At 50.2% G+C, this 24,416-nt stretch carries 22 protein-coding genes; 5 read left to right on the top strand and 17 right to left on the bottom strand.

The features are described from left to right. Positions 1-53 precede the first annotated feature (53 nt). Entirely contained in the window at positions 54-1,058 is a 1,005-nt protein-coding gene (locus tag CGC65_RS08620; RefSeq protein WP_002565887.1) for an ABC transporter substrate-binding protein, read from the top strand. A 604-nt stretch (positions 1,059-1,662) separates the two neighbouring features. On the opposite strand, the gene CGC65_RS08615 is transcribed toward CGC65_RS08620, so the two are convergent. Both CGC65_RS08615 and CGC65_RS08610 read right to left on the bottom strand, forming a co-directional pair. Beyond that, on the bottom strand, positions 1,663-3,003 hold the full coding sequence (locus tag CGC65_RS08615; RefSeq protein ID WP_002565886.1) for a D-alanyl-D-alanine carboxypeptidase family protein: 1,341 nt from the start codon (positions 3,001-3,003) through the stop codon (positions 1,663-1,665). A 159-nt stretch (positions 3,004-3,162) separates the two neighbouring features. Further along, positions 3,163-3,603, bottom strand: coding sequence for an HIT family protein (locus tag CGC65_RS08610; protein ID WP_002565885.1), 441 nt, complete (start codon positions 3,601-3,603; stop codon positions 3,163-3,165). 155 nt (positions 3,604-3,758) lie between these two features. On the opposite strand from CGC65_RS08610, the gene CGC65_RS08605 reads away from it, so the two are divergent. The 3 genes from CGC65_RS08605 (at position 3,759) to CGC65_RS08595 (ending at position 7,027) form a co-directional block, all read left to right on the top strand. Beyond that, on the top strand, positions 3,759-5,285 hold the full coding sequence (locus tag CGC65_RS08605) for a polysaccharide deacetylase family protein (RefSeq protein WP_002565884.1): 1,527 nt from the start codon (positions 3,759-3,761) through the stop codon (positions 5,283-5,285). Positions 5,286-5,442: 157 nt separating this feature from the next. Continuing rightward, the gene (locus CGC65_RS08600) at positions 5,443-6,210 is read left to right on the top strand and encodes an ABC transporter ATP-binding protein (protein WP_002565883.1); all 768 of its coding nucleotides are present in this window, start codon (positions 5,443-5,445) and stop codon (positions 6,208-6,210) included. Continuing rightward, positions 6,203-7,027 carry an ABC transporter permease gene (locus CGC65_RS08595; RefSeq protein ID WP_002565882.1) on the top strand — a complete coding sequence of 275 codons (825 nt, stop codon included), beginning with the start codon at positions 6,203-6,205 and terminating at the stop codon, positions 7,025-7,027. The genes CGC65_RS08600 and CGC65_RS08595 overlap by 8 nt, the downstream gene beginning before the upstream one ends. A 110-nt stretch (positions 7,028-7,137) precedes the next feature. Here the strand turns inward: CGC65_RS08595 and CGC65_RS08590 are convergent, their stop codons facing one another. Genes CGC65_RS08590 through CGC65_RS08580 form a run of 3 tightly spaced genes read right to left on the bottom strand, consistent with a single transcriptional unit; the run spans position 7,138 to position 11,143 of the window. Next, on the bottom strand, positions 7,138-8,940 hold the full coding sequence (locus tag CGC65_RS08590; RefSeq protein ID WP_002578470.1) for an ABC transporter ATP-binding protein: 1,803 nt from the start codon (positions 8,938-8,940) through the stop codon (positions 7,138-7,140). Continuing rightward, positions 8,937-10,667, bottom strand: a complete 1,731-nt coding sequence (locus CGC65_RS08585) for an ABC transporter ATP-binding protein (protein WP_002565880.1) — start codon at positions 10,665-10,667, stop codon at positions 8,937-8,939. Before CGC65_RS08585 ends, CGC65_RS08590 begins: the two co-directional genes overlap by 4 nt. A 47-nt stretch (positions 10,668-10,714) precedes the next feature. Then, positions 10,715-11,143, bottom strand: coding sequence for a MarR family winged helix-turn-helix transcriptional regulator (locus CGC65_RS08580; protein WP_002565879.1), 429 nt, complete (start codon positions 11,141-11,143; stop codon positions 10,715-10,717). Between the two features lie 377 nt (positions 11,144-11,520). Here CGC65_RS08580 and CGC65_RS08575 point away from each other — a divergent pair, with 377 nt between their 5' ends. Next, the gene (locus CGC65_RS08575; protein WP_093979905.1) at positions 11,521-12,702 is read left to right on the top strand and encodes an ISL3 family transposase; all 1,182 of its coding nucleotides are present in this window, start codon (positions 11,521-11,523) and stop codon (positions 12,700-12,702) included. 123 nt (positions 12,703-12,825) lie between these two features. On the opposite strand, the gene CGC65_RS08565 is transcribed toward CGC65_RS08575, so the two are convergent. The 12 genes from CGC65_RS08565 to CGC65_RS08510 form a co-directional block, all read right to left on the bottom strand. Beyond that, entirely contained in the window at positions 12,826-13,044 is a 219-nt protein-coding gene (locus tag CGC65_RS08565; protein WP_002565877.1) for a hypothetical protein, read from the bottom strand. Next, positions 13,044-13,256, bottom strand: coding sequence for a FeoA family protein (locus tag CGC65_RS08560; RefSeq protein WP_021893973.1), 213 nt, complete (start codon positions 13,254-13,256; stop codon positions 13,044-13,046). Before CGC65_RS08560 ends, CGC65_RS08565 begins: the two co-directional genes overlap by 1 nt. A 158-nt stretch (positions 13,257-13,414) precedes the next feature. Then, the gene (locus CGC65_RS08555; protein ID WP_002565875.1) at positions 13,415-14,743 is read right to left on the bottom strand and encodes a PTS transporter subunit EIIC; all 1,329 of its coding nucleotides are present in this window, start codon (positions 14,741-14,743) and stop codon (positions 13,415-13,417) included. Between the two features lie 32 nt (positions 14,744-14,775). Further along, positions 14,776-15,762, bottom strand: coding sequence for a GNAT family N-acetyltransferase (locus CGC65_RS08550; RefSeq protein WP_002565874.1), 987 nt, complete (start codon positions 15,760-15,762; stop codon positions 14,776-14,778). Continuing rightward, entirely contained in the window at positions 15,743-16,642 is a 900-nt protein-coding gene (gene murQ / locus CGC65_RS08545; protein ID WP_002565873.1) for an N-acetylmuramic acid 6-phosphate etherase, read from the bottom strand. The genes CGC65_RS08550 and murQ overlap by 20 nt, the downstream gene beginning before the upstream one ends. Positions 16,643-16,656: 14 nt before the next feature. Next, positions 16,657-17,526 carry a MurR/RpiR family transcriptional regulator gene (locus tag CGC65_RS08540; protein ID WP_002565872.1) on the bottom strand — a complete coding sequence of 290 codons (870 nt, stop codon included), beginning with the start codon at positions 17,524-17,526 and terminating at the stop codon, positions 16,657-16,659. A 306-nt stretch (positions 17,527-17,832) separates the two neighbouring features. Further along, positions 17,833-19,212: an MATE family efflux transporter gene (locus tag CGC65_RS08535; protein ID WP_002565871.1), complete on the bottom strand. Its 1,380-nt coding sequence runs from the start codon at positions 19,210-19,212 to the stop codon at positions 17,833-17,835. 389 nt (positions 19,213-19,601) lie between these two features. Further along, positions 19,602-20,750 (bottom strand): ABC transporter permease, encoded by a 1,149-nt coding sequence (locus tag CGC65_RS08530; RefSeq protein WP_002565870.1) that lies wholly within the window; start codon positions 20,748-20,750, stop codon positions 19,602-19,604. Next, positions 20,747-21,895 (bottom strand): ABC transporter permease, encoded by a 1,149-nt coding sequence (locus CGC65_RS08525; protein ID WP_038282582.1) that lies wholly within the window; start codon positions 21,893-21,895, stop codon positions 20,747-20,749. The genes CGC65_RS08530 and CGC65_RS08525 overlap by 4 nt, the downstream gene beginning before the upstream one ends. Positions 21,896-21,918: 23 nt before the next feature. After that, positions 21,919-22,983 carry an HlyD family secretion protein gene (locus tag CGC65_RS08520; RefSeq protein ID WP_002565868.1) on the bottom strand — a complete coding sequence of 355 codons (1,065 nt, stop codon included), beginning with the start codon at positions 22,981-22,983 and terminating at the stop codon, positions 21,919-21,921. A gap of 5 nt (positions 22,984-22,988) precedes the next feature. Continuing rightward, complete coding sequence (locus CGC65_RS08515; protein WP_002565867.1) at positions 22,989-23,405, bottom strand: MarR family winged helix-turn-helix transcriptional regulator; 417 nt, start codon at positions 23,403-23,405, stop codon at positions 22,989-22,991. A 397-nt stretch (positions 23,406-23,802) separates the two neighbouring features. Next, entirely contained in the window at positions 23,803-24,405 is a 603-nt protein-coding gene (locus CGC65_RS08510) for a cytidylate kinase-like family protein (protein ID WP_002565866.1), read from the bottom strand. Positions 24,406-24,416: the final 11 nt, after the last annotated feature.

The raw sequence follows: 24,416 nt of genomic DNA, 5'->3' as shown, positions 1-24,416 counted from the left end.
TCCCTCCAGCCCTAATAGACTATAATATACCAAATCATATAAGGAGCATATTGATGAAAAAAGCAATTAGCATTCTTCTGGCAGCAGCTATGGGCGCCGCTGCCCTAACCGGCTGTTCAAAATCATCCGGCAGTTCATCCTCAGGCAACACCCCGTTGGTCCTCAACGAGGTAGCCCATTCCATCTTCTACGCCCCCCAATACGCAGCCATTGAACTGGGCTACTTTGAGGACGAAGGCATCGACCTGACCCTTGTCAACGGCGCGGGTGCTGATAAGGTTATGACCGCCCTTATCTCCGGCGACGCCCAAATTGGTTTTATGGGCTCCGAAGCCAGCATCTACGTATACCAGGAAGGTTCCCAGGACTATGCGGTGAACTTCGCCCAGCTGACCCAGCGCGCAGGCAACTTCCTGGTGGGACGCCAGCCTGAGGACAATTTTAAGTGGGAAAGCCTGAAAGGCAAGAAGGTTCTTGGCGGACGCGCAGGCGGCATGCCTCAGATGGTCTTTGAGTATATCTTAAAGAAACACGGCATGGATCCCAAGACAGACCTGTCCATTGACCAGAGCATTAACTTCGGGCTGACCGCAGCTGCATTTACCAGCGATGATGCGGACTATACCGTGGAATTTGAGCCTTTTGCAACCACTCTGGAGAGCGAGGGAAGCGGATATGTGGTGGCTTCTCTTGGAACAGAATCCGGATATGTACCTTACACTGCTTACTGTGCCAGGAAGAGTTACGTGGAACAGAACCCGGAAATCATTCAGAAGTTTACCAATGCAATTCAAAAAGGCATGGACTACGTAAACTCCCATTCAGCCGAAGAAATAGCCAAAACCATACAGCCCCAGTTTAAAGAAACACCGGTGGATAAACTCGCGGTTATCGTAGGCCGTTATAAGGACCAGGATACATGGAAGGATGACACCGTATTTGAAAAAGAAAGCTTTGAGCTTCTGGAAAACATTCTGGAAGAGGCAGGCGAACTGTCGGCACGTGTTCCCTATGAAGACCTTGTAACCACACAATTTTCTGAACAGGCGGCAAAATAGACGGCAATACAGCCAGCAATACAGATAGCTGAACAGATAGTAGAACAGATAGCAAAACAGACAGCAGAACAGACAGCAGAACAAACAGTAGAACAAACAGCAGGCCAAACAAATAAAAGCAATCAATCGACAATACGGCAGACAACAAGCCCGACAACAAAACCAGCTAACAAAGTTATGCCCTTTAGCTGGTTTTGTTGTCATTTTCCTTGCTGTCTTTTATTTTTCGCTGCTTTTTACCTTTTCTGTCATTGATTTAGTTTATATCTGTTTTCTGCTTCTTTACTCACCATGTTTTGCCAGCAAAAGCGCTCCACGCCAATCAACCATTATGCTGCCCAAAATACAAGCTTCTTATCCATCCCCATATCCCCAATCCGTTACTCCACAGAGCCTCATATATTTTGCCGAAGGTCATAGAATGCGATGGAATATATAGAAGTTGATAGGGGCACATAGAAACAGTTAACAAAAACATTTGCGGCATTTTAATCCCCGTTAAAAAGGCTGCCATCCATCAGGATGACAGCGAAATTAATACCCCTTATTTCATTACCCTGAATATCAGCCCCTGCAAATAATCCTCTGCACATAAAGCTATTAGCTACTGCCGGTTCAGCTTCCAGGCCCCCACAAGCTTCTTCAGATAATCCATATAACCTGCCTCCCGTATGCTCCCGTTGGTCAGCACATTAACCTCTCCCAGTTTTTTGCCTCCCAGGGAGTACTCCAGCACACCTGCCTTCTGCCCCGGTTCCACCGGAGCGGGTACGGATTCCAAAAGCACCAGCTTTTTCTCAATAGCTCCCAAATCCTCCCCTTTAAGGCTCAGATAGGAAAATGTTCCCTCATAGGTAAGCCCTACCTCATCCTCCACGCCGCCGGTAACCGGCATCTGGGGAAGCGGCAGATGTTCCTTGTCTTCATAGAGCTTGCAGTTTGCATATCCATAGTTGAGAAGGGTCTGGGCGTCTGCAAACCTGGCCTTAAAATCCGGCGCAGCCATGATGGCGGCAATCAGGCGCACCCCGTCCTTTTCCGCTGTGGCAGACAGGCAGTATTTTGCAATGGAGGTGGAACCTGTCTTAAGGCCTGTGACCGTAAAATTAGTTGCCATCTTGAGCAGCTTATTTGTATTGGACAGGCCGAATTCCTTGGTTCCCTGCTTTGTGACATGCGTTATATTCTCCATCCATATGGTGGAATAATTATGTATCTGAGGATATTTATTAATCAGCTCGCGGCTCATGATGGCGATGTCCCTGGCCGTAGTGTAATGGTCCGGGGATTCCGTAAGTCCGCAGCAATCCACGAAATGGGTGTTGGACATGCCAAGGCTGGCTGCCCTTTCATTCATCATCCGTACAAACTCATCCTCGCTGCCTGCTATGTACTCCGCCATGGCCACAGACGCGTCATTGCCGGATGCAATGACAATGCATTTAATCAAGGTTTCCACGGTCTGTTTCTCGCCTTCCTCCAGGAACACCTGGGAACCTCCCATGGATTTGGCGTGGGCGCTGGTAACTACCTCGTCCGTCAGCTGGATCTTTCCGGACTGAAGGGCATCAAAAATCAATATCAGCGTCATAACTTTGGTAACACTGGCCGGGCTTCGCTTTTCATCTGCATCCTTTTCATAGATTACCTGTCCGGTAGATGCTTCCATGAGAATGGCCGATGGAGCGGCTATCTGGACAGCTGCCTGACTCTGGTCCGCAGGCGCTGCCTGGGCATCTCCCGCCGTCTGCACATCTACCGCCTGCGCGTCCCCCGCCGCCTGTACATCCTCCCCTGTCCATCCATCTTCCTGTCCATAGAGGCTGCTCCCTGATACCCCCGCTCCCACGGGGATGGCGATTGCCGGTTCCTGGCCCAGGGCGGCAATCCCGGGATAGGAGGCCAGTATTGCCGCCGAGCATAATATCGCTGCAATCCGTCTCATATTTTCCTCCAATAAAATCATCTGCTACTAATTGTATGGGAGTGGACAGACAGCTTATGCCCGCAAAGCCTTGATTTTTACCGCAAAAAAATGCAGCAGGCCGTGATTGTCTGCCGGCTCCTGCTGCATATACCCCTTTATCTTCTTACCTTATTATATTTATACTTCCTTCAGGGCCTGTCTTAAGTCCTCTGCCATCTTCTCGTACTCAGCGTCTGTGAGCATGGTCCTTCCGCTGTTCATCTCAAAGGTGCCGCCCCATTCTTCACCGCCTTTATATTTGGGGACAATGTGGAAATGCAGGTGATGTCCTGTATCGCCGTAAGCGCCGTAGTTTACCTTGTCCGGCTGGAATACCTTATGTACGGCGCGGGCCACCTGGGCTACCTCTGCAAAGAAATCATTCCTCTCCTCATCGGTCAGGTCAATGAGCTCGCTGACATGCTTCCTATGCGCCAGAACAACCCTTCCCTTCTTGCTCTGCTCCTTAAATACATAGAGAAAGCCTGTCTTCATCTCACACACAGGATAACCGAACTTAGCCACCAGTTCGCCCTGCATACAATATGCGCAATTAGGATCCTTTACCATATCTTCCATGTTCCTGTTCTCCTTTATGTTTATTCATACCAACTTAAACATACCACGGAACAAGTTGAATTTCAATTCCAATATTTGTTTTTTCTTTCATAGTACCCACTTCATGGAATCTATGCTATAATAGGTAGGCAAGTACCAGTTACAGGAGAAATTTTATGAGCAGAGCAGATTTCAGACGCCGGCAGTCCCGCAGGCGCAGGCAGAAGCTTGCACGGATGTCACGGCATCTTCCTACATTTATTTTATTATTAGCAATCACTGTACTGGTAGGGGGCGGCATTTTCGCCCTCTACCGGTTTGTTTTAGCGAAACAGCCGGACGGAACGGTCCAGGTCATAGCCTCATCAGGGAACGGCTCCCCTAATCCGGACGAGGGCAGCAATTCCGACCGCTATCCCGACAGCGGTTCCGGCCCCGCTTCCGGCGGCGACTCATCTAACCAGCCTTTTGCCGAAATTCCCCAGGACGACATTTCCCGGCTCATAGCCCAGGCTGACCGCATCGCCATGGGGTATGATTATGACAAGGCGGCAGAGCTTATCAACTCCAGCGGCCTGGACCTGAATGACTCCCGCATGAAGGAGGCGCTGGCACGGTATGAATCACAGAAGGCCGCCCTGGTTCCAGCTGATATGAACGCTGTCACCCACATTTTTTTCCACTCCCTTATCATGGATACCTCCAAGGCTTTTGACGGGGACTCGGACAGCGCCAACTATAATTCAGTCATGACCACCAAGGACGAATTTCTTAAAATACTGGAGGATATGTACCAGAAGGGCTATGTGCTGGTCCGTATCCACGATGTGGCCTATGAGGCACCTGATGAAAATGGAAACGTTCGTTTTGTAAAGGGAAGCGTCATGCTCCCTGAGGGAAAGAAGCCTTTTGTCATGTCCCAGGACGATGTCTGCTACTATCCCTACATGGACGGGGACGGGTTTGCCAAACGGGTCGTGATTGGCGAGGACGGAAAGCCCACCTGTGAGATGGTCATGGACGACGGCACCACCTCCACGGGTTCCTATGATTTGATTCCGCTTTTGGAGAATTTTATACAGGAACACCCTGACTTTTCCTACAAAGGGGCAAGGGCCATTATCGCGTTTACCGGCTATGAAGGCATACTGGGGTACAGAACCGCCTCCTCCTACCAGGACAGCCCCACCTATGAGGCTGACCGTGAGCAGGCAGCCAGAGTGGCCCAGTGTCTGAAGGATAACGGCTGGGAGCTGGCATCCCACAGCTGGGGCCATCTCCACCTGGGGGTGGCGGATGATCCGGAGGCCGGATTTGCCATTGACGAGGAACGGTTCCGGGCTGATACGGACAAATGGGAGGCTGAGGTGGAATCCCTCATCGGGCCCACTGATATCATCCTTTATCCTTACGGCAACGACATTGCAGACTGGCGCCCCTACCATCAGGACAATCCCCGCTTTGCCTATCTGGAATCCAAGGGATTCCGCTATTTCTGCAATGTGGATGCCAGCAAGCCCTACTGGACGCAGATGGGGACAAACTACTTCCGCATGGCCAGAAGGAACCTGGACGGCTACCGGCTGTATGAGGACCTCATCCAGACAGATCCGTCCAAGAAACGACTGACTGATCTGTTTGACGCAGCCCAGGTATTTGATTCGGCCAGACCCACGCCAGTAAGCTGGAGTTACCAGAAGTAGGGGGTAAGGTCCCACGCTCATATTGTTATCATGCAGGCTTCCTGCCGTTATCAAGCGGCAGGGGCCTGTTTTCTTTTTCCTGCTCCGGGCGAACGGTTTCCCGTTGTCTACATATAATAAATCAAGGAATTGATTTCTAATTGAAAGGAGCTTCTTCATGATTCCCAAACTGGAAGTAAACGGGGTCAGCTATTCCTACCATTCGTTAGATGGTGAGACGCTGGCCCTTGACCATATATCATTTGATGTGTCACCCGGGGAATTCCTGGCTATCGTGGGACCTTCCGGATGCGGCAAGTCCACCCTTCTGTCCATGCTGTGCGGACTGACAAAGCCTGAGGGCGGCACCATCACCATAGACGGCGTCCCCCTGACCAAATCTCCTTCTGCCATTGGATACATGCTGCAGAAGGATCATTTATTTGAATGGAGAAATATTTTCTCCAATATATCCCTTGGCCTTGAAATTCAAAAGCGGTTGGACGAACCTGCCAGGCAGGAACTGCTGGAAATGATGGCAGCCTACGGTCTGGCAGGCTTTGAATATGCCAAACCTTCGGAGCTGTCCGGCGGTATGCGCCAGAGAGCGGCCCTTATACGGACCCTGGCCCTTAAGCCGGACCTTCTTCTCCTGGACGAACCATTTTCAGCCCTGGATTACCAGACCCGGCTGTCTGTGTGTGACGACATCAGCTCCATCATACGCCAGACACACAAGACCGCCATACTTGTAACCCATGACCTGTCTGAGGCCATTAGCGTGGCTGACCGCATCCTGGTCCTGTCTCCCCGTCCCGGCCGGGTCAAAAAAATCCTGTCCATTGATTTTCCGGAAAATTGCATCCGCTCCCTGGACCGCAGGAACTGCCCGGAATTTTCCACTTACTTTAATATGGTATGGAAGGAGCTGAAGACTTATGAATAGAGATAAACAGCCTGTATCAGCCTGCAATATGTCCGTGGCACAGCAGGAATATGTGGCCCGTGAAATACGGCGCCACCGCCAGGTGACCATATGCCGCGTCATGCTGCTGGTCCTTCTTCTGGCCCTGTGGGAGCTGGCGGCCGACATGCACTGGATTGACAGCTTTATTTTCAGCTCCCCTGTGATGATTGCCAAATGCCTGGTTTCCATGGCAAAGGACGGAAGCCTGTTCCTCCACACAGGGGTCACCCTTATGGAAACCCTTATCAGCTTTGCCGTTTGCACCATCTTCGGCCTGGCATGCGCCCTGCTTCTGTGGTCCAGCAAAAGCGTGGCCCAGGTGCTGGAGCCCTTTCTTGTCCTGTTAAACAGCCTCCCTAAATCCGCCCTGGCCCCCCTTTTGATTGTTTGGCTGGGCAATAACATGCGGACCATTGTGGTGGCTGCCGTGTCCGTGGCTGTATTTGGATCCATTCTAACCTTATACACCGGATTTTCCCAGATGGATACGGAGCAAATCAAGTTGATTTATTCCCTGGGAGGCGGAAGGAAGGATGTGCTCTTAAAGGTTCTGCTGCCCGGTTCCCTGCCCCTGGTCATCAGCAATATGAAAGTAAACATCGGGCTGTGTCTGGTGGGTGTGATTATAGGCGAATTCCTGAGCGCAAAAGCAGGCCTGGGATATCTGATCACCTATGGCTCCCAGACCTTTGCCATGACCATGGTGGTGACCTCCATTGTGATCCTCTGCATTGTGTCAGGGGTGCTGTACCAGATTATCGCCTATGCGGAGCTGAAGATTAAAAAGAGACAGTGAGTTAAAACTGTCTCTGGCCTGACAATATAAGGGACAGGAGGAATGACAAACCCTCCTGTCCCTTATATCCTGATTTTATCACAGGCACACTATCCTTTGTTCCAAACAGCCTATCCAGCGTTCTCTGCTGCAAACTGGCTGTTATACAGGGCTGCATAGTAACCGCCCTTTGCCAAAAGCTCCCTGTGGTTTCCCACTTCCTTGATATCCCCATGCTCCATGTACACAATCAGTTCCGCATCCTTTATCGTGGATAAGCGGTGGGCGATGACAAAGCTGGTCCGGCCCTCCATCAGTTTATTCATGGCCTTCTGGATTGCCACCTCGGTTCTTGTATCCACGGATGAGGTTGCCTCGTCCAGAATCAGGATTTCCGGGTCTGACAGGAAGGCCCTGGCAATGGTCAGGAGCTGGCGCTGGCCCTGGGCGATATTGGAAGCCCCCTCATGAAGCTCCATGTCGTAGCCTCCCGGCATAGACATGATGAATCCATTGGCATGGGCTGCCCTGGCAGCGTCTGTCACCTCCTGGTCAGTGGCATCCAGCCTTCCGTAGCGGATGTTCTCTTTTATGGTACCTGCGAACAGCCATGTATCCTGCAGCACCATGCCTATCATGGAGCGCAGGGCCTCCCGTTTCATATCCCGCACATCCACGCCGTCAATGGTAATGCTCCCTCCGTTTACATCGTAAAAACGCAGAATCAGATTGACCAGCGTTGTCTTTCCAGCTCCGGTGGGTCCCACAATGGCAATCTTGTCGCCTGCGTGTACATGCAGGTCCAAATCATGAATCAGGGTCCGATCCTCTGTGTAACCGAACCGCACATGGCTGAAATCCACATTTCCTTCCCGGCTTTCGGGGAATTGCGGCTTCTCTGCTTCCGGCACCTCCTCCTCGGCATCCAGGAACTCAAATACCCTTTGGGCCGCAGCCATGGTGGCCTGCATGATGTTGGCAATGTTGGATACCTGGTTGATGGGCTGGGAGAACTGGCGCAGATACTGGATAAAGGACTGTATCATACCGATGCTCAGCCTGCCGTTGATGCAGAGCCATCCGCTGACAACCGCCACCCCCACATAACCGATGTTGGTCAGTGCCTGTGTTAAGGGCATGATGATGCTGGAAGAAAACTGCGCTCTCCAGCCATTGTTGTAGAGACGGTTGTTTATGTCCTCAAAATTCTCGATGACGTCCTCCTCCTTTCCGAAGGCGGCAATCACGTTCTGTCCGTTGTACATCTCCTCCACATACCCGGTAAGATCCCCCAGCGCGGACTGCTGCCCCTGGAAATACCGCTGGGAATGTTTTACCACCTTCATGCTCACCAGGCCGCAAATCGGGATAACACAAATGCCGATCAGTGTCAGCACCGGGCTGACCACCAGCATCATTACGAATATAAATACCATGGTACAGACGGCTGTGATAACCTGGCTGATGCTCTGCTGAAGGGAGGTATCTATGGTGTCCACATCATTGGTGACGCGGCTCAGCACATCTCCGAATGTATTGCTGTCAAAATAGGCCAGCGGCAGACGGCGGATTTTCTTGTCTACTGCCATGCGCAGATCATGCATTGTGCGCTCCGCCACTCCTGCCACAATGTACTGGCCGGAATAGTTGAACAGAAAGGCCAGTACATACACACAGCCCAATTGTATCAGAACAGTGATGAACGTTCTAAATCCCTGGAGGACCCCGGCGCTGTCCACTGCCACGGCCACCAGCGCATCCATGGCCCTGCCAAGGGTATATGGCCCCTGGGTGGTAAACACGGCTCCCATCACAAGGCAGGCCACCATGAGAATGATTCTGATTCGGTATGGTTTCATAAAACGGAACAGACGGCCCATGGTGCCCTTGGTATTGATTTTCTTATCTGCTGCCCTCACATTCATTTGCTTCATGCACTCATCTCCTCCTCTGACAACTGGCTCCGGACGATTTCCTGGTAGGTGCCGCAGGTATTTAAAAGCTCCCTGTGGGTACCAATTCCCATGACCTTTCCTTCATCCATCACTATAATCCGGTCCGCATTCATGATAGTGCTGACACGCTGTGCTACGATTACCACAGTGGCATTTCCCGTCTCTTTGGACAATGCCTGACGCAGGGCAGAATCCGTTTTGAAATCCAGGGCGGAAAAACTGTCGTCAAACACATATATCTCCGGCTTCCTGACAATGGCCCTGGCAATTGCCAGGCGCTGCCTCTGACCGCCTGAGACATTGCTTCCGCCCTGGGAAATGGATGAGTCAAATCCGTCCGGTTTATCTTCGATGAAATCCGTGGATTGTGCAATGGCGGCCGCTTCCTTCACCCGCTCATCGCTGGCCGAATCATCCCCAAAACGGATATTTTCCATGATGGTGCCCTTAAACAGCAGGGCTTTCTGGGGCACATAACCGATTTTCCGGCGCAGGGTCCTCCTGTCATAATCCTTTACATTGACTCCGTCCACCAGGACCTCGCCCTCCTGGACATCATAAAAGCGGGGAATCAATCCCACCAGCGCCGTCTTTCCGCTTCCTGTACTTCCGATGATAGCCGTGGTCTCTCCCGGCTTAGCCTCAAAGCTGACATGGCTGACAGCCGGCTCTTTTGCCCCCGGAAAATAGAAGCTTACATCGCGGAAGGTGAGATATCCCCTCTGCACGTCTGACAGCTTGGGAACCGCCGGATCCCCGATGGAATTTTCAGTATCCAGCACCTCACAGATACGGTCCGCCGAAGCAGCACATCTGGGATACATGACGAAAATCATGGAAAGCATGGTGACAGACATCATGATCTGCATGACATACTGGATAATTGCCAGGATATCTCCCGGCATCACAGGCTCCGTACCGATTCCCTGGCCCGCGCGCCAGAGAAGCCCCACCACGGTCAGGTTTAATATCAGTATCAGGGACGGTCCCAACAGCGACATGGCATGCATCATTTTCATGGCATTGTTCATCAGGTCCTTGTTGGCGCCGTCAAACCGCTTTTCTTCGTAATCCTCTGTCCCAAATGCCCGGATAACCCGGATGCCGGAAAGCTTTTCCCGCATAATCAGGTTGATTCGGTCAATTCTTGTCTGCATCTTTCTGGAAAGCGGCATGGCTCTCCTGCCAATCAGGCTGATAATCAGCACCATCACCGGCATGGACACCACAAGTATGCTTGACATTTTCGGATTTTTGCTGTAAGCCAGCATGATGCCCACCACGCACATGATAGGCGCTGTCAGAATAACGCGCAGAAACATGACCATGAAATTCTGTACCTGGGTAATGTCGTTGTTGGTGCGCGTAATCAAAGACGCGGTTGAAAATGTGTCGATCTCGGCCTGGGAGAAATATTCCACCTTTGTAAAAATCCTGCTCCTCACATTCCGTCCTAAACCCAACGCGATTCTGGAGGCAAAAAAGCCTGTGGTAATATTACATACCATTCCCAGAATAGCGATTCCCAGCATAATAACGCCGGTGTGAAGAATGTAATTCATATCCTTATCCGCGATTCCCCTGTTGATAATATCTGACAGATAGGTGGGAAGCCCCAGCGTGGCTCCTACTCCGGCCGCCACACTGACCAGCACGCATAGAAGTTCCGGCCGGAACGCGTTCAGCTCCGCAAATATTTTTTTCATGTTGTACCTCCTTGTTCTTGCAAAATAAAAACATCCGGAAAAGCTGTTCAGCTCTGCAAATACTTTTCCAGACATTTTAACCCTTTTAAAATAGTCTCCAAATCTTCTTTGCTCATCGTATCCTTCTCAGAATGACTGCCCATCTGCTCTATCATGCCCTGCACCAACGACCGCCCTTTTTCCGTAAGGGCCACATTTATAAAACGGGCGTCTTTGTCATTCTTTACCATTGTAATATGACCAGCCCGTTCCAGACGCCGGCAGAACATGGAGCAGTTTCCTTTTGTAACATGGAGACTCCTGCTCAGCTGAGTCAGGTTTACCTGTCCGTCCGCCAGAAAGAGATGGTTGAGCACCCTTCCCTGTTCCGGGGTAATGCCGAAGGGCCTGCACTTTTCCTCCACACATTCCCGGACTAGCCAGTTCACCTTGCGAAGCTCCTGAAACCACTGGTCCTTAAAATTAAAAAACGCCATAAGGAACCTTCCTCCCGATTCTCTTAATTTTTGTACTTCCCCAGATAGTTTACATATAAACTATTATAGGATATCATTACAGCCGTTAAAAATAAAGAGCATTTTTATTAAATAAATATAAAAATTCAATAAATTGACGGGACTTACCTTACATTTTTTGAAGTTGACTGCATAATTATTCTCCCGGCAGAGAAACATTTTAGAGGAAAAAATTCAAGAGGAAACTCCAAAAAAATTTGGTTCTATACTGAATGTTGGGGTGTGCTGAAAAGCACACTTCCAACATTCTTTTCGTTGTAATAAAATACATCTATAAGAAGCCTCCTAAACACATTATCCCGACCAAAGTTTAATGTTACGGAGGTGACCCCTTATAGATGTACCCTAATTATACCAAGGCCTTCCTTAACTTGGAAGGTGTTTTTATTAAAAAAGTGGTTCAGGCAGACTCTTTCATTAAAATTTTCATCCAGTCCCAACCGGTAGAACAGACTTGTCCCTGCTGTGGGGCTAAAACTAAACGGATTCATGATTACCGTTTACAAGAAGTCCAGGACATTCCCTTACTGGGAAAACAAGTAATCCTGCTCCTTCGCAAACGCCGCTACCTCTGCCCATACTGCCGCAAACGGTTCACGGAACCCTATTCGTTCCTCCCCAGCTACCACCGCAGGACCCGCAGACTGGCATTTTACATTGTCTCCCTGCTCCGGCAGACCTTTTCCTTAAAACAGATCGCAGAGCTTACCGGTGTTTCCGTCCAGACGGTCTGCCGCCTTCTGGACACGATTTGCTATCCTCCGCCTGACCAGCTTCCACAAGCGCTTTCCATTGACGAATTCAAAGGCAATGCTTCTACCGGTAAATATCAGTGCATTCTGGTTGATCCGAAAAAGCGCCGGATCCTCGACATTCTCCCGGATCGGACACAGAGCCATCTGGCTGATTATTGGCGGAACATTCCCAGGAAAGAACGCCTGAAGGTAAAGTTCTTCGTCTGCGATATGTGGCGCCCCTACACCGAACTTGCACAGACCTTCTTTCCAAACGCTACAATCATCGTGGATAAATATCATTTCATCCGGCAGGTGACATGGGCGATTGAAAATGTACGCAAACGGCTGCAGCGGTCCATGCCGGTTTCTCTGCGTAAGTATTATAAACGCAGCCGGAAACTCATTCTGACCCGCTATAAAAAGCTGAAGGATGAGAACAAACAGGCCTGTGATTTAATGCTTCACTATAGCGAGGATCTGCGTCTGGCACACCGCATGAAAGAGTGGTTTTATGATATCTGCCAGATGGAAGCGTATCGTCAGCAGCAGAGGGAATTTGATGACTGGATTGCGAATGCACAGAGCTGTGGGATCAAGGAATTTGAGGACTGTGCTAAGACCTACAGGGCCTGGCGAAAAGAAATCCTGAATGCCTTTAAATACGGATTGACAAATGGTCCCACAGAAGGATTTAACAACAAGATAAAGGTATTAAAACGGAGCAGCTACGGAATCCGGAATTTCAAACGGTTCCGAACCCGGATACTTCACTGTACATCATAGGATAAAAAGGTCGGTAATGCGGAGGCTTATTTGGCATGCCCAAAATCAGTAAAACCTGGAACTAAACATAAAAAGGGCCCTTTTCATAGAATTGGGGCGGGATTTTAACAAATCCCACCCCAACTATTGACAAAGAGCCAAAAATTTCAGGCCGCCGATACCTCTCATCAAGATATCAGCGGCCTGTTTTCCGGCTCTTATTCCATCTGTTTTGTTATCTGTTTTTTTATCTGCTTTATTATCTGTTTTGTTATCTGTTTTGTTATCTGTTTTACTATTTACTTTATTATCTGCTTCACGGTCTGCTTTGCTTGTCTGTTCTGTTATTTTTTCTGCCTGCATCACACTTTGATCCGCTCCGCAACCTCATTTCCGATTGCAAGGCGCATATTGTTCATTCCGATTATCATGCTGTCCCTTCCGTGCTGGAACACATTGATGGTACTTCCCTCCCTGATGTCATGCTGATGCATAAACTCCATGACCTGGGGATTGCCGAACATCCATTTAATCGTACAGACAGCTCCTGCCTTAACCTCTGATAATGACTGCATAACCACACCTCCGTTGCCTTTTCGTTCATACCCGGTATGAGCAGGGGGTCCCTTTTTCATGCCGGCCCTTCTGTTTAATTATATTGTAAACACCCTGAAGGCTGTTAGTCAACGGCAATGTGGGTTAGGCATTTTTAATCTTTTTTATTTTTTGATGTTTAGTCCTCCGGGTCCGTAAATCCCATCAGCCTGCACACGATGAAGCCGGCTGCATAGGATGCGAACAGACCTACGAAATACAGCGGGAATCTGGTGGTAATGAACGCCAGGGGGATTCCTGACAGCTCAGGAACCTTGGCCGCCACCTTCATCACAGCCATAATACTTCCTCCGATTCCTCCTCCGATACAGGAAGCTATAAACGGCTTTCCAAGGGGAATGGTACAGCCCCACATCAGAGGTTCCCCTATGCCCAGCATACCCACGGGAAGCGCATTCTTAATGGTCTTTTTCAGTCTCTGGTTCTTTGTCTTTAAATATACGTAAAAAGCAGCTCCCACCTGTCCCGCTCCGGCCATACAGGTAACAGGCAGCAGATAGGTGACGCCGAAATCCGCTATAAGCTGGGTGTTGACCGCTATCAGCCCATGGTGCATTCCCGTCATTACCAGAGGCAGATAGATGGCTGAGGCCAGACCGGCCAGCACAGGCACCTTATAGATGATAAAGCTGACAAAGGCTCCTATGGTCTCCGATATGAAACCGCCTATGGGCTGGAATACCATCAGGCCCACAAAGGTCATGACACAGACCGTAATCAGCGGCCGCAGGAACATGTCCAGGAAATCCGGTATGACTTTTTGAAGTTGTTTCTCCAGCAGCACTGCCACATAGGCAATAATCAGTACAGATATCACGCCGCCCCGCCCGGGTGTAATGGACACATGGAACAGCTGTACCCCTGCCAGGGATGAACTGTTCAGTATGGAGGCCAGAACAGCACCGATAATGGGACTTCCGCCGAATTCCTTGGATGTATTATAGCCTACGATGATGGGCAGGATGGTAAAGACTGAGTAGGCCAGCGCGCTCATGATCTTGCCGAAATCCGTATCCTGAAAGCCCGGGAAAAATACATAGGATGATTCATAGACAGCAACCACCAGTCCGCAGGCTATGAATGCGGGGATAATGGGAATGAAAATATTAGCTATCTTTTTCAGCATGTTCTTGTAGGGGACATTGTTCTTAGCCCTGTTTTCCTCTTTCAGGAGAACGGCCTCGTCCACCTCTTCACTTTTAATTTGGGTCATATCGCTCATAAGCTGGGCCACTGCCGCCGCAGTGCCGGGACCCAGCACCACCTGGACATGGCTGCCCTCCTCAATGACCCCCAGTACGCCCTCCAGCTTCTTAAGCTCCTCCCGTTTTATATTTCCCGGATCCTTTACAGTCAGCCTGACCCGGGTATAGCAGTTTGCTATGGTCCTGATATTGGATTCGCCCACCAAATTACAGATTGATTGTGCCAGCTCTTTCTTTGTCATAAGATACCTTCCCCTTTCTTATCTCTTGCCTGTCATACCGTCTTTTTTAGTATCGCCCACTCCTGTACCGCTGAAAAACCTGCCTTCTCATAAATCCTTCTGGCAAAATTGGTTTCCGTCACAAAAATCGTCATGTACTCCGCTCCCATGTTCTTAAGCTCCTGACACAGGCTGAAGAACAGTACATTGCCGATTCCCCTTCCCCCGTCAGCCGGGTCCACTGCCAGTGCCGAAAAGAAACCCCGCCCGTTTTTCTCCGGATACACGGTTCCGGCTGTGCCCATCACCCTGCCGTCCCTGTCCTCCACTATGAGAATCTTCTTATGTTCCCGGATTCCGTCCCGGAATTTTTTCAGGAACGACTGGTCCTTCAGACGCTCAAACATTTCCTCATATCCAAAATTCCCGGCACTGTCAAACCAGGCAACTCTGATTCCCTCCGACTCCAGCTCCATGATGTGTTTCTGTACATCTGCCGGAATGTAAAATTTTTCCAGTTCCAGGTAATAAGAAACCTCTTTTTGGACCAGCTCATACCCCCTTCTCTGAAAAAATATATATCCCGGGGAATCTGTCCTGATTCCCGGCGCCTTGTTGTGCTCATGGCCCTCCCGGTCTATGTACCAGGACATTTTAATAGGGCATTTGTGGCTGATTCTTATTTCATGTTTTCCCTGGCCCTTCAGAAATGCTTCCGCTTTTTCCAAAAGGCTGCTCCCCACACCTCTGCCTTCATATTCCTCTTTTACCACCAGAAGGAATATATAGCCCGGCGTATTGTCCCGGTTTTGTCCCGGCAGGAATTCCTTCTGGCTGATTGCCGCTGCAAACCCTGCCAGGCTGCCGGAATCCGTAAAGGCCAGAATGCATCCCTCGGGGTCAAAATCCGGTTTATCCAAAAGCTCTGCCTTCCATTCTTCCGGTGAATCATAGGCCTTATACCGGATACGCACTGCTTCCTCTTTCCACAGCCGCACCATCTGCGGCAGCATGGTTTCCTTATACGTCCTGTATTGCATTACGAACATACCCCCCAGCTCGATTTAATCTTGTCTTTGCGGATTTTGCACCGCACTGCAGCAGAATCATGGTGATTGCCAGCTTTACGCTTCCCTCCGCCTCCTCCAGACTGTCCCTGGCTTCTTCCCTGGTGCATCCCGTGGCTGTCATGACAATATTTTCCGCCCTAGTTATCAGCTTCATATTTGTCTGCACAACATCCACCATCAGGTTCTGGTAAACCTTGCCGATACCCACCATGCTTCCTGTGGATATCATATTCAGAACCATCTTCTGGACGGTTCCGGCCTTCAGCCTGGTGGAACCCGTAAGGACCTCGGGTCCCGGTACCGGTTCAATGGCAAGGTCTGCCTCCTTTCCTATCTCAGAATCCCGGTTGCAGGACACGGCCACTGTTCTGCATCCAATCTTTTTGGCATACCTGAGGCCGTATATCACATAAGGCGTCCTTCCGCTGGCAGCCAGCCCGATGACGATATCTGCCGGGGACAGATGAATCTCTTTCAGGTCTTCCTCCCCCATGGTCTGGCTGTCCTCTGCTCCCTCCACTGCCCTGACAAAGGCAGGGGTGCCGCCCGCCATCAGGCCCACCACCACGTCCGGCGACACCCCGAAGGTGGGAGGACATTCCACCGCATCCAGCACTCCCAGCCTTCCGCTGGTACCTGCTCCTATATAGATGATCCTTCCCTTTTGTTTCAGACTGTCCGTACACCAGGCAATGGCCTGGGCAATCTGGGGCAGAACCTCCCCTATTGCCTCCACTGCCTTCCCGTCCTCCCGGTTCATAACGGTAACAATTTCCAGGGGTGTCATCTGGTCCAGCCCCATGGTCTCCTTATTCCTGCTTTCTGTTACCAACACTGACAAATCTATCATGGTGTTTCCTCCCCTTACAATGCGTTTTGGTTTTCCTCCGGTCCCTCGGATTTAGCTATATGGGTCTTTCTGAACTGCTCCATACACTCGTCATACCGCTTGTGCACATAAGCCGTATACAGAATATCTATCATGTTCAGCTGGGATATTCTGGATGACATGGCCCCGCTCCTGAATATCAGTTCCGTTGCAGCCACTGCCAGGTTATAATCAGCCAGACGGACCAGAGGCGACTGCTCAAACCTGGATATGGTGATGACCGGCGCCTCCCTCAGCCTGGCCTCCCTGGCACATGTTATCATTTCCTCAGTAAGACCGGAATAGCTGACGATCAGAGCCAGGTCGCAGCTTCGGATGTTTCTGGCCTGCAGGAGCTGGGCATGCCAGTCATCACAAATCACACATGCCTTGTTGACCCTGAGAAGCTTCAGATACATGTCCCTGGCCACCAGCAGGGAAGAACCAATTCCGAACAGATACACGGTCTGGCTCCTGTCCAGCAGCTCCACACATTGATTCAGGATATCCAGGTCCACAAGCTTCCTGGTATTGTCAAGAGACACTATGTTCTTATAGGTCACCTTGTTCACCAGTTCCTCCAGGCTGTCGTCCTTTTTTATCTCCTGCTCCATGGGCCGCGTACTCTCCCTGCGCAGGGCTGACTCATATAACAGGGATTTCTGCAGCTCCTTATAACCGTCAAATCCCATCTTCCTGCACAGGCGGACAATGGTTGCCGCTGAGGAAAATGTTTTATCTGCCAGCTGCTTTATACTGTATCCTGCGGCTTCCTCAGGATTTTCCCTTAAAAATCTGAGGACCCCCTTCTCAGCCCCGCTGGCCTGCGCTGAATATTCCTGTATCCTGACAAGTACACTTTTCATATTGGTTCCTTCCTATGACTTTATATTACTCTTTTAAACACTTTTGTCAATATTATCTGATTTTAATGAAAAAATGTTTCATATTTTGATTTTTTCGCCTTTTATTGCGCGTAAATACTGAAAAGCCGCCGCTTTTTTACTGAGCGGCGGCCTTACCGGACCATAACTATGCAGCATTACCTGGTATGATTTCCTGGAAGCATTAACTGGAAGCATTAACCGAAAACATTAACCGGAAGCATTAACCGGAAGCATTAACCGGAAGCATTAACCGGAAGCATTGACCAACATCCTTAACCGGAAGCATTATTCCCCCTCCGGCCCGGCCTCCTTAGGCAGCCAGTCCGCTTTGACATAGTACAGGAACATACCTGCCGCGCAGATGACCCAGGTAATGGGCCACCCCGCCATGACCACCATCAAACTGTGAGTCATGGGCACTGCCACAAGCAGGTAAATCTGTCTCAGAACCACGAAGCTGCCCAGCATGAAGAACATGGGGACCTTGGAAAGTCCCGCGCCGCGCAGGGCGCCGTTTAGTACCTGGATCACGGGCATCACAATATATGCTCTGGAGAAAATGCGAAGCATACTGCTTCCGTTCCCAATTACCTGGGGATCATTGGTAAACACGCTGATTAACAGGGGCGCTCCGAAATACATTCCCACTGAACCTGCCAGAATAATCAGGGAACTCATAACCCAGGCGGCAAATATTCCCTTCTTCACCCGTTTATACTTGCGTGCTCCGATGTTCTGTCCCACAAAAGTGGTGATAGCCATATTAAAGCTCTGAAGGGGCAGCTGGAGAAATCCGTCAATCCTCAGGGTAGCGGAATATCCGGCCATGGCAGCCGTTCCGAACCGGTTGATATAGGACTGCACCACCACGTTGGAAAATGAGGTGATGCTCTGCTGACAGGCAGCCGGAAAGCCAAAGGCAATGATTTTGCGGATCATTTTCTTGTGGAACCGTATCTTGCGGATTTCCACCTTGTAATCCTCACGGGTATGCATCAGCTTGTGCATGACCATGAATGAGCTCACTGCCTGGGCCATGATGGTGGCAATGGCCACGCCTGCAATGCCCATGTGAAACCCGCACACAAAGGTGAAATCCAGGATGATATTCACGATACTGGCCACTGCCAGATAGAGCAGGGGATGCCTGGAGTCCCCCACCGCGCGCAGTATGCCTGATCCCATATTGTAGAAAAGTGAGAATGTGATTCCACAGAAATAAATCATCAGATATAGAGAAGAATGGGGAAGGACGTCCTCCGGCACCCCGATTGCCCTGAGAAGGGGTCCTGTATACAGCAGTCCCAGCCCGGTAAACACTATGCTCAACAGCCCCGTAAGGGCCATGGCGCTGTGAACCGCCCGGCTCATAGCCTCACCCTGTCTGGCCCCGAAGTATTGGGAAATCACCACTCCCGCGCCGGTGGACAGGCCCATGAAGAACCCCACCAGCATATTGATGACCGGGGTCGAAGCCCCCACCGCCGCCAGGGCGTTGGTATTGACAAAATTTCCTACCACATAGGAATCCACTGTATTGTACAACTGCTGGAAAAAATTCCCTATCAAAAGAGGGATTGAAAACCAGAAAATAGACTGAAAGATACTGCCGTCAATCATATCCGTATTAGCGCTTTGCAAGACACCACCCCATTCCCCAATCATTGGTGACCGCCCCTCCCTGTGCCTTGGAATATAAGACCATTACAAAAAAGAGAAAGCAGTCAATACCGAAGCCGCTCTCTCTATCATACATGATTTTTGTGGATTTTTCTATCTGTTTCTCTTTAATTCCTTCTGCTTTATACCTTTTGTTTTATATCTTCTGTTTCATACCCCCTGTTTCATACTCTCTGTTTCATACCCTCTGTTTCATACCCCCTGTTTCATACCTTCTGCTTTATACCTTCTGCTTTATACCTTCTGTTTTATATCTTCTATTTTATTCATATTACTGCCACACATTTCACTGCCGCCCCTTTTTCTCCGTCTCTTATTCCGTCTCTTACTCCATCCCCTACTCCATCTCCTACTCCATTCCCTTGCCTCATCTCTTACTCCGCCGCCCCTGCAAGCCTCCGCTCCTTTTTAATGCTCCAAGCGTACATGGCGCCTCCTGCCGCCAGCCAGAACACGGTATACAGGGCGGTTCCCGCCAGCTGGGGCCAGGCAGCGTCCCAGCCGATTCCCTTCAGGTTCACAGCCTTCAGTTCCACGGCAATATTGGCAATGGGCGAAAATATCCTGGATGCAATGCTGAGCCATTTGGGCATCAGATAGTACGGGAAAATAAGCCCTGAGGTAAATATAATCAGGTTGCTGCACATCATATACAGCTGCGCAAAGCAGGCCAGCCTTTTGGTAAATGACCCCAGCATCACGCCAAAGGCCACGGCCGCCAGCATGAAAAGCACGGTGCTGAACAGATAGAGCCCGATTTCCCCCCGCAGGGGAATATTCTTATACAGTCCCACCACACACAGCACCACGAACTGGGCCGCCACCGCGCCGCCCGCCACCACGGCCGTCCTGATGATTCCGTCTTTTAATTCCTCCCTCCGCTTTTCCGGGGTAGCCGCTGCCAGAGCTTTCCTTTTTCGTATCATGAGCGGAATAAAAAATGAGATGAGAAAGGTCTGCATGGTGATGGCGGGAACCAGCAGATAGCTCATTTTCCTGATGTAATCGCCCTGTGGTTCATACAAGGTCCTGTCCACGTAAGAAAATGTACCCAGACTGGTCTGGGCCGCCGAGGGGTAAAAGTTGTTTCCCTCCAGCATCTTAAGCTGCATTCCCGCGCTCATGGTACCCAGCACGGATGATGCAGCCCCCACTGCCCCGCCGCCGGTGATGATGTTGGAACAGTCCGCAAATATCACTGCCTGGGGTGATTTCTTCAGGGACATATCCCGGCTGAAATTTTCAGGTATCATGACGCCGGCCTCAATCTTCTTATCCAGGATGGCCTGTTTCAGATCCTGCTCCGAATCCGCATAATATACAATATCCAGAGAGGGATTGATGCCAAACTGCTTCACAATGGACTGGGACAAGGAGGACCGGTCCTCATCCAGGATTCCAAAGGGAATATCCTCTGTGTAATCATTTTTCCAGATGGTAGTAATCAGGAGCATACCGGCCAGCACGGAAATAAACAGACCGATGACCGTGTTTTTTTCTTCCTTCCATATCCTGCTTATCATATGCCGGCCACCCCGTTTTCCGTCCGGGGACCATCTGCGGGCGTTTTTCCCGGCTCTGCCCCGGCATCCCTGAATTTCTTTGCCACTGCAAGCACCATCACCGCGCAGAAGCCCATAAGCCACAGAACATGGTGGGCCTCACTCAGAAAGCTGCGCTCCACCAGGGCCATGTCCCTGAACGGCACAATATAATGGGTATTGGGCATGAACCAGGTAAGAAACTTACAGGGCCATGGCATGGAGATAACCGGAAATGTGTAACCGGCCAACAGCATGGTAAAACTTATGATGCTGCATTTCTGCACTGCCTCCTCGCAGTTTCCTCCGGTACCCAGGTTCTGGAGTATTCCAAAAAGGGTAATGCCGAAGCAGGTGAAAACCGTCATCAGTATGCCGGCCCAGGGCGAACTCTTGTAGGGAAATCCAAAACACAGGGTCTGGGTCACTATACAGCCCAGGGCCGAGACACAGGCAATACCGGTGATAAATCCGGCCTTTTTCATCAGCCTTCCAAAGCTTCCCCTCTCGCACACGCAGGCCCCCACGCATCCGGCTCCAATCTGCACAATGGTAAGGAGGATGCCCTCCATCATCATGTATGCCACATTCTTGGAGGGATTGCTGATGGCCTTTGTCACATATCCCATAGGTGCAATCAGGTTCATGGCTGCCTGGGGCGGTATGCCCTTTCCCTCTGCCAGCTTCAGCATATATCCGCTCTTAATGGTCCCCAGGGCTTCGGCTATGGTACCCCTCATGCCGCTGGCAACTGTTGACAGGGCGCCGTCGTTAAAAATCATGATTTTGGCTTCCCTGCCATTTAACAGATCCTCTGAAAAATGCTCCGGAATCACAATGCCTGCCAGTGCCTTATTATAGTAAAATGCTTCCTTCAGGTCATCCTCCTCATCCGTACACGCAATGACGTCAAATGTCCTGTTATCCGAAATCATCTGAATCAGGCTCTGGACTGTTTCAGAGTGATCATGGTTCACAATAATCGTGGGTACCTTCTGAAAAGGCAGATGCACGAACTCCGCGCCCATAAGCAGACTCAGGATGGTAGGTACCAGAAGAAGAATCAGCATGGGAATCGTTATGTACCGTTTTTTCATAGAAGATGCCAGGCTCCCAGCCTGTTTCATCCATTCTCTCATATACCATCACATCACTTTCCAAAGTCAACATAGGCTGTCATACCGGAACGCAGTTCATCCTGCAGTCCAGTCAGGTTCTCAAAGGTTACCTTGATTCCGTAGGTCAGGATATCCCAGTCAGCTTCATTGGACGCTTTCTTGGTGGCAAAATCCGCTTCCTTATTGATTCGCACCACTTTCCCCTTATATGTATCCTTTCCCAGGGCTGCCAGGGAGATATCCACCTCCTGGTCCAGTTTTACCCGCGGAAGCTTCATTTCATCCACATCACAAGTGATATACGGGGTATAAATGTCAGCAACCACCACGGAGGGAAGTCCGGAAGACACCACATCACCGGACTTGACATTAACCGTTGTCACCAGACCGTCCACAGGTGAGGTAAGGACACATTTATCCAGGGTGGTGTCTATCTGTTTCAGGGCCGCCTTGGCCTGGTCCACTCCGGCCTGGGCCTGGGCAATCTGTTCCGGCGTTGCTCCGTTTTGGGCTTCGGAAAGCTTGCTCTGGGAAATCTCCAGATTGGAGCGCGAGCTGTCCAGGGCTGCCTTGGCAGAAGCCAGGGCTGCCTTCTGGGCATCCACAGAGGACTGGGACACGGCTCCTGCGGGAACCAGCGCCAAGGTCCTCTGATAATCCGCGTCCATTCTTGTGTAGGCAGCCTGGGCATTTTCCAGGTTTGCCTGGGCAATCTGGACCGCCAGCTGCAGCTGTTTCATCTGTTCCTCTGTGGCGCCGTTTAACAGGCTCTGGTAAGCTGCCTGGGCCTGGGCCAGAGCTGCCTGGGCCTGTTCTCTCTGGGCCATCAGGGTATCACTGTCCAGACGGACCAGCTCCTGGCCTTTGGTCACCAGGTCCCCTTCCTCCACCAGGACATCCTTAATCTGTCCCCCGGTCAGAGCGTTAATATTGCTCTCATCCATGGTCACATAAGACTGTACCACCAGATTTTTCTTATTCTTAAATAACAGGTCATCCCCTGTCACATGACCAAAGATGAGCACCAGGACAATGGCGCACAAAATAACGGCTGCCGCCGCCCCTATGATTTTTTTCTTAGATTTTGCCAGTTTCATTGTTATTACAGTTTCTCCCTTCCAATATTTCTTTCATACTCCCTTACATTTCCGACGATTTTGCCCATAATCTGTTCCAGAACCTGTTCCTCCTGGGGCGTGATTCCGGCAAAGATGATTTTCTCCCACTGGTCCATGATGTCCTTCAGTGAATTAGCTGCCTCTTTTCCCTTTTCCGACAGGCAAACCAGCTTTTCTCGTTTATTCTCAGGATTAATCTCCCTTCTGATGTATCCCCGCTCCTCCATGGCAGCCAATACCTTGGCTGTCTGGTATTTATCAATTCCGGACAGGCTGGAAATGGTCTCCTGATTGCTGTATCTGCTGTAGCCTATGACCAGAAGCACGATTCCCTCGGAAAAGGAAAGGCCGCAGGCCCTGAATTTAATGCACAGAAACCTTCGTTTGCTCTTTTCTATCATGGTGGCTATTTCCTGTATGGTACTCACCTCCTTGCAGGGGCTGCCGCAGATACTGTAAAGAAATACCTTCTGCGGCTATCATATGTATTTAACAACTGTTGTGTTTGACAAATATTATATGCATTTTGCAAATGAAAATCAACCCGTTTTTTTTTCACAAAATTACAGCCTAACTTTTAATATTTCTCCGTTTATTTGACGGGATGGTTCATCCCGCCGGCAGCAGGAAAGAAAAATGCCGTGAGAAAGCCGGTTTCCTGATTGGGAATCCGGCTGATTCACGGCATTATCACCATGTTTTCACGGCATTATCACAGCATTGTCACAGCATTGTCACAGCGTTGTCATGGTGTTGTCATATTTTGTTTTATACCTTCGTTGATGACATTCAGCCATCTCATTCCATCATTTTCATAATCAGGTCCGCACAGCCCTCATATCCTAATACAGAGGTATTCAGACAGGCATCATAATTTTCCATATCCCCCCAGTTTTTTCCGGTAAAATAGTGATAATAGTCGCTTCTCTGGCTGTCCCTTTTCTGTATTTCTTCCTCCGCCTTCTCAAAGGCAATGTCATCCACCTCGCATATACGGCGTTTGCGCTTCTCCATGGATGAAGCGTAGATAAACAGTTTAAGTACATCGCATTCTCCGTCCAGGGCGAAATCAGCGCATCTTCCGATAAAAATGCACGGTCCCTTCCGGGCCAGCCTGCGGATGGTGTCAGATACCTCCTTATTGATATCAAAGGGCTCCTGCATCTTATTGTAATTCTGGAACCGGAAGGCATACAGCACCAAATCATGAAGCAGGCTTCCCGTCCGCTTTTCATCCAGCTTTTTCAGTTCCTCGATGCTGATTCCATTGTCTGCCGCCGTCACTGCCAGCAGCTCCCGCCCATAGCAGGGAATCCCCAGGCGCTCCGACAGGATACGGGCCACCTCCCTTCCTCCGCTTCCGTACTGACGCTCAATGGTGATACAACAGTTCCTGCCCATACTCATTCCTT

This window comes from Enterocloster bolteae, from assembly GCF_002234575.2.
GTDB classification, from domain to species: domain Bacteria; phylum Bacillota; class Clostridia; order Lachnospirales; family Lachnospiraceae; genus Enterocloster; species Enterocloster bolteae.
Note: the sequence above shows the minus strand (reverse complement) of the source record. Positions and strands in the feature narration are given on the sequence as shown.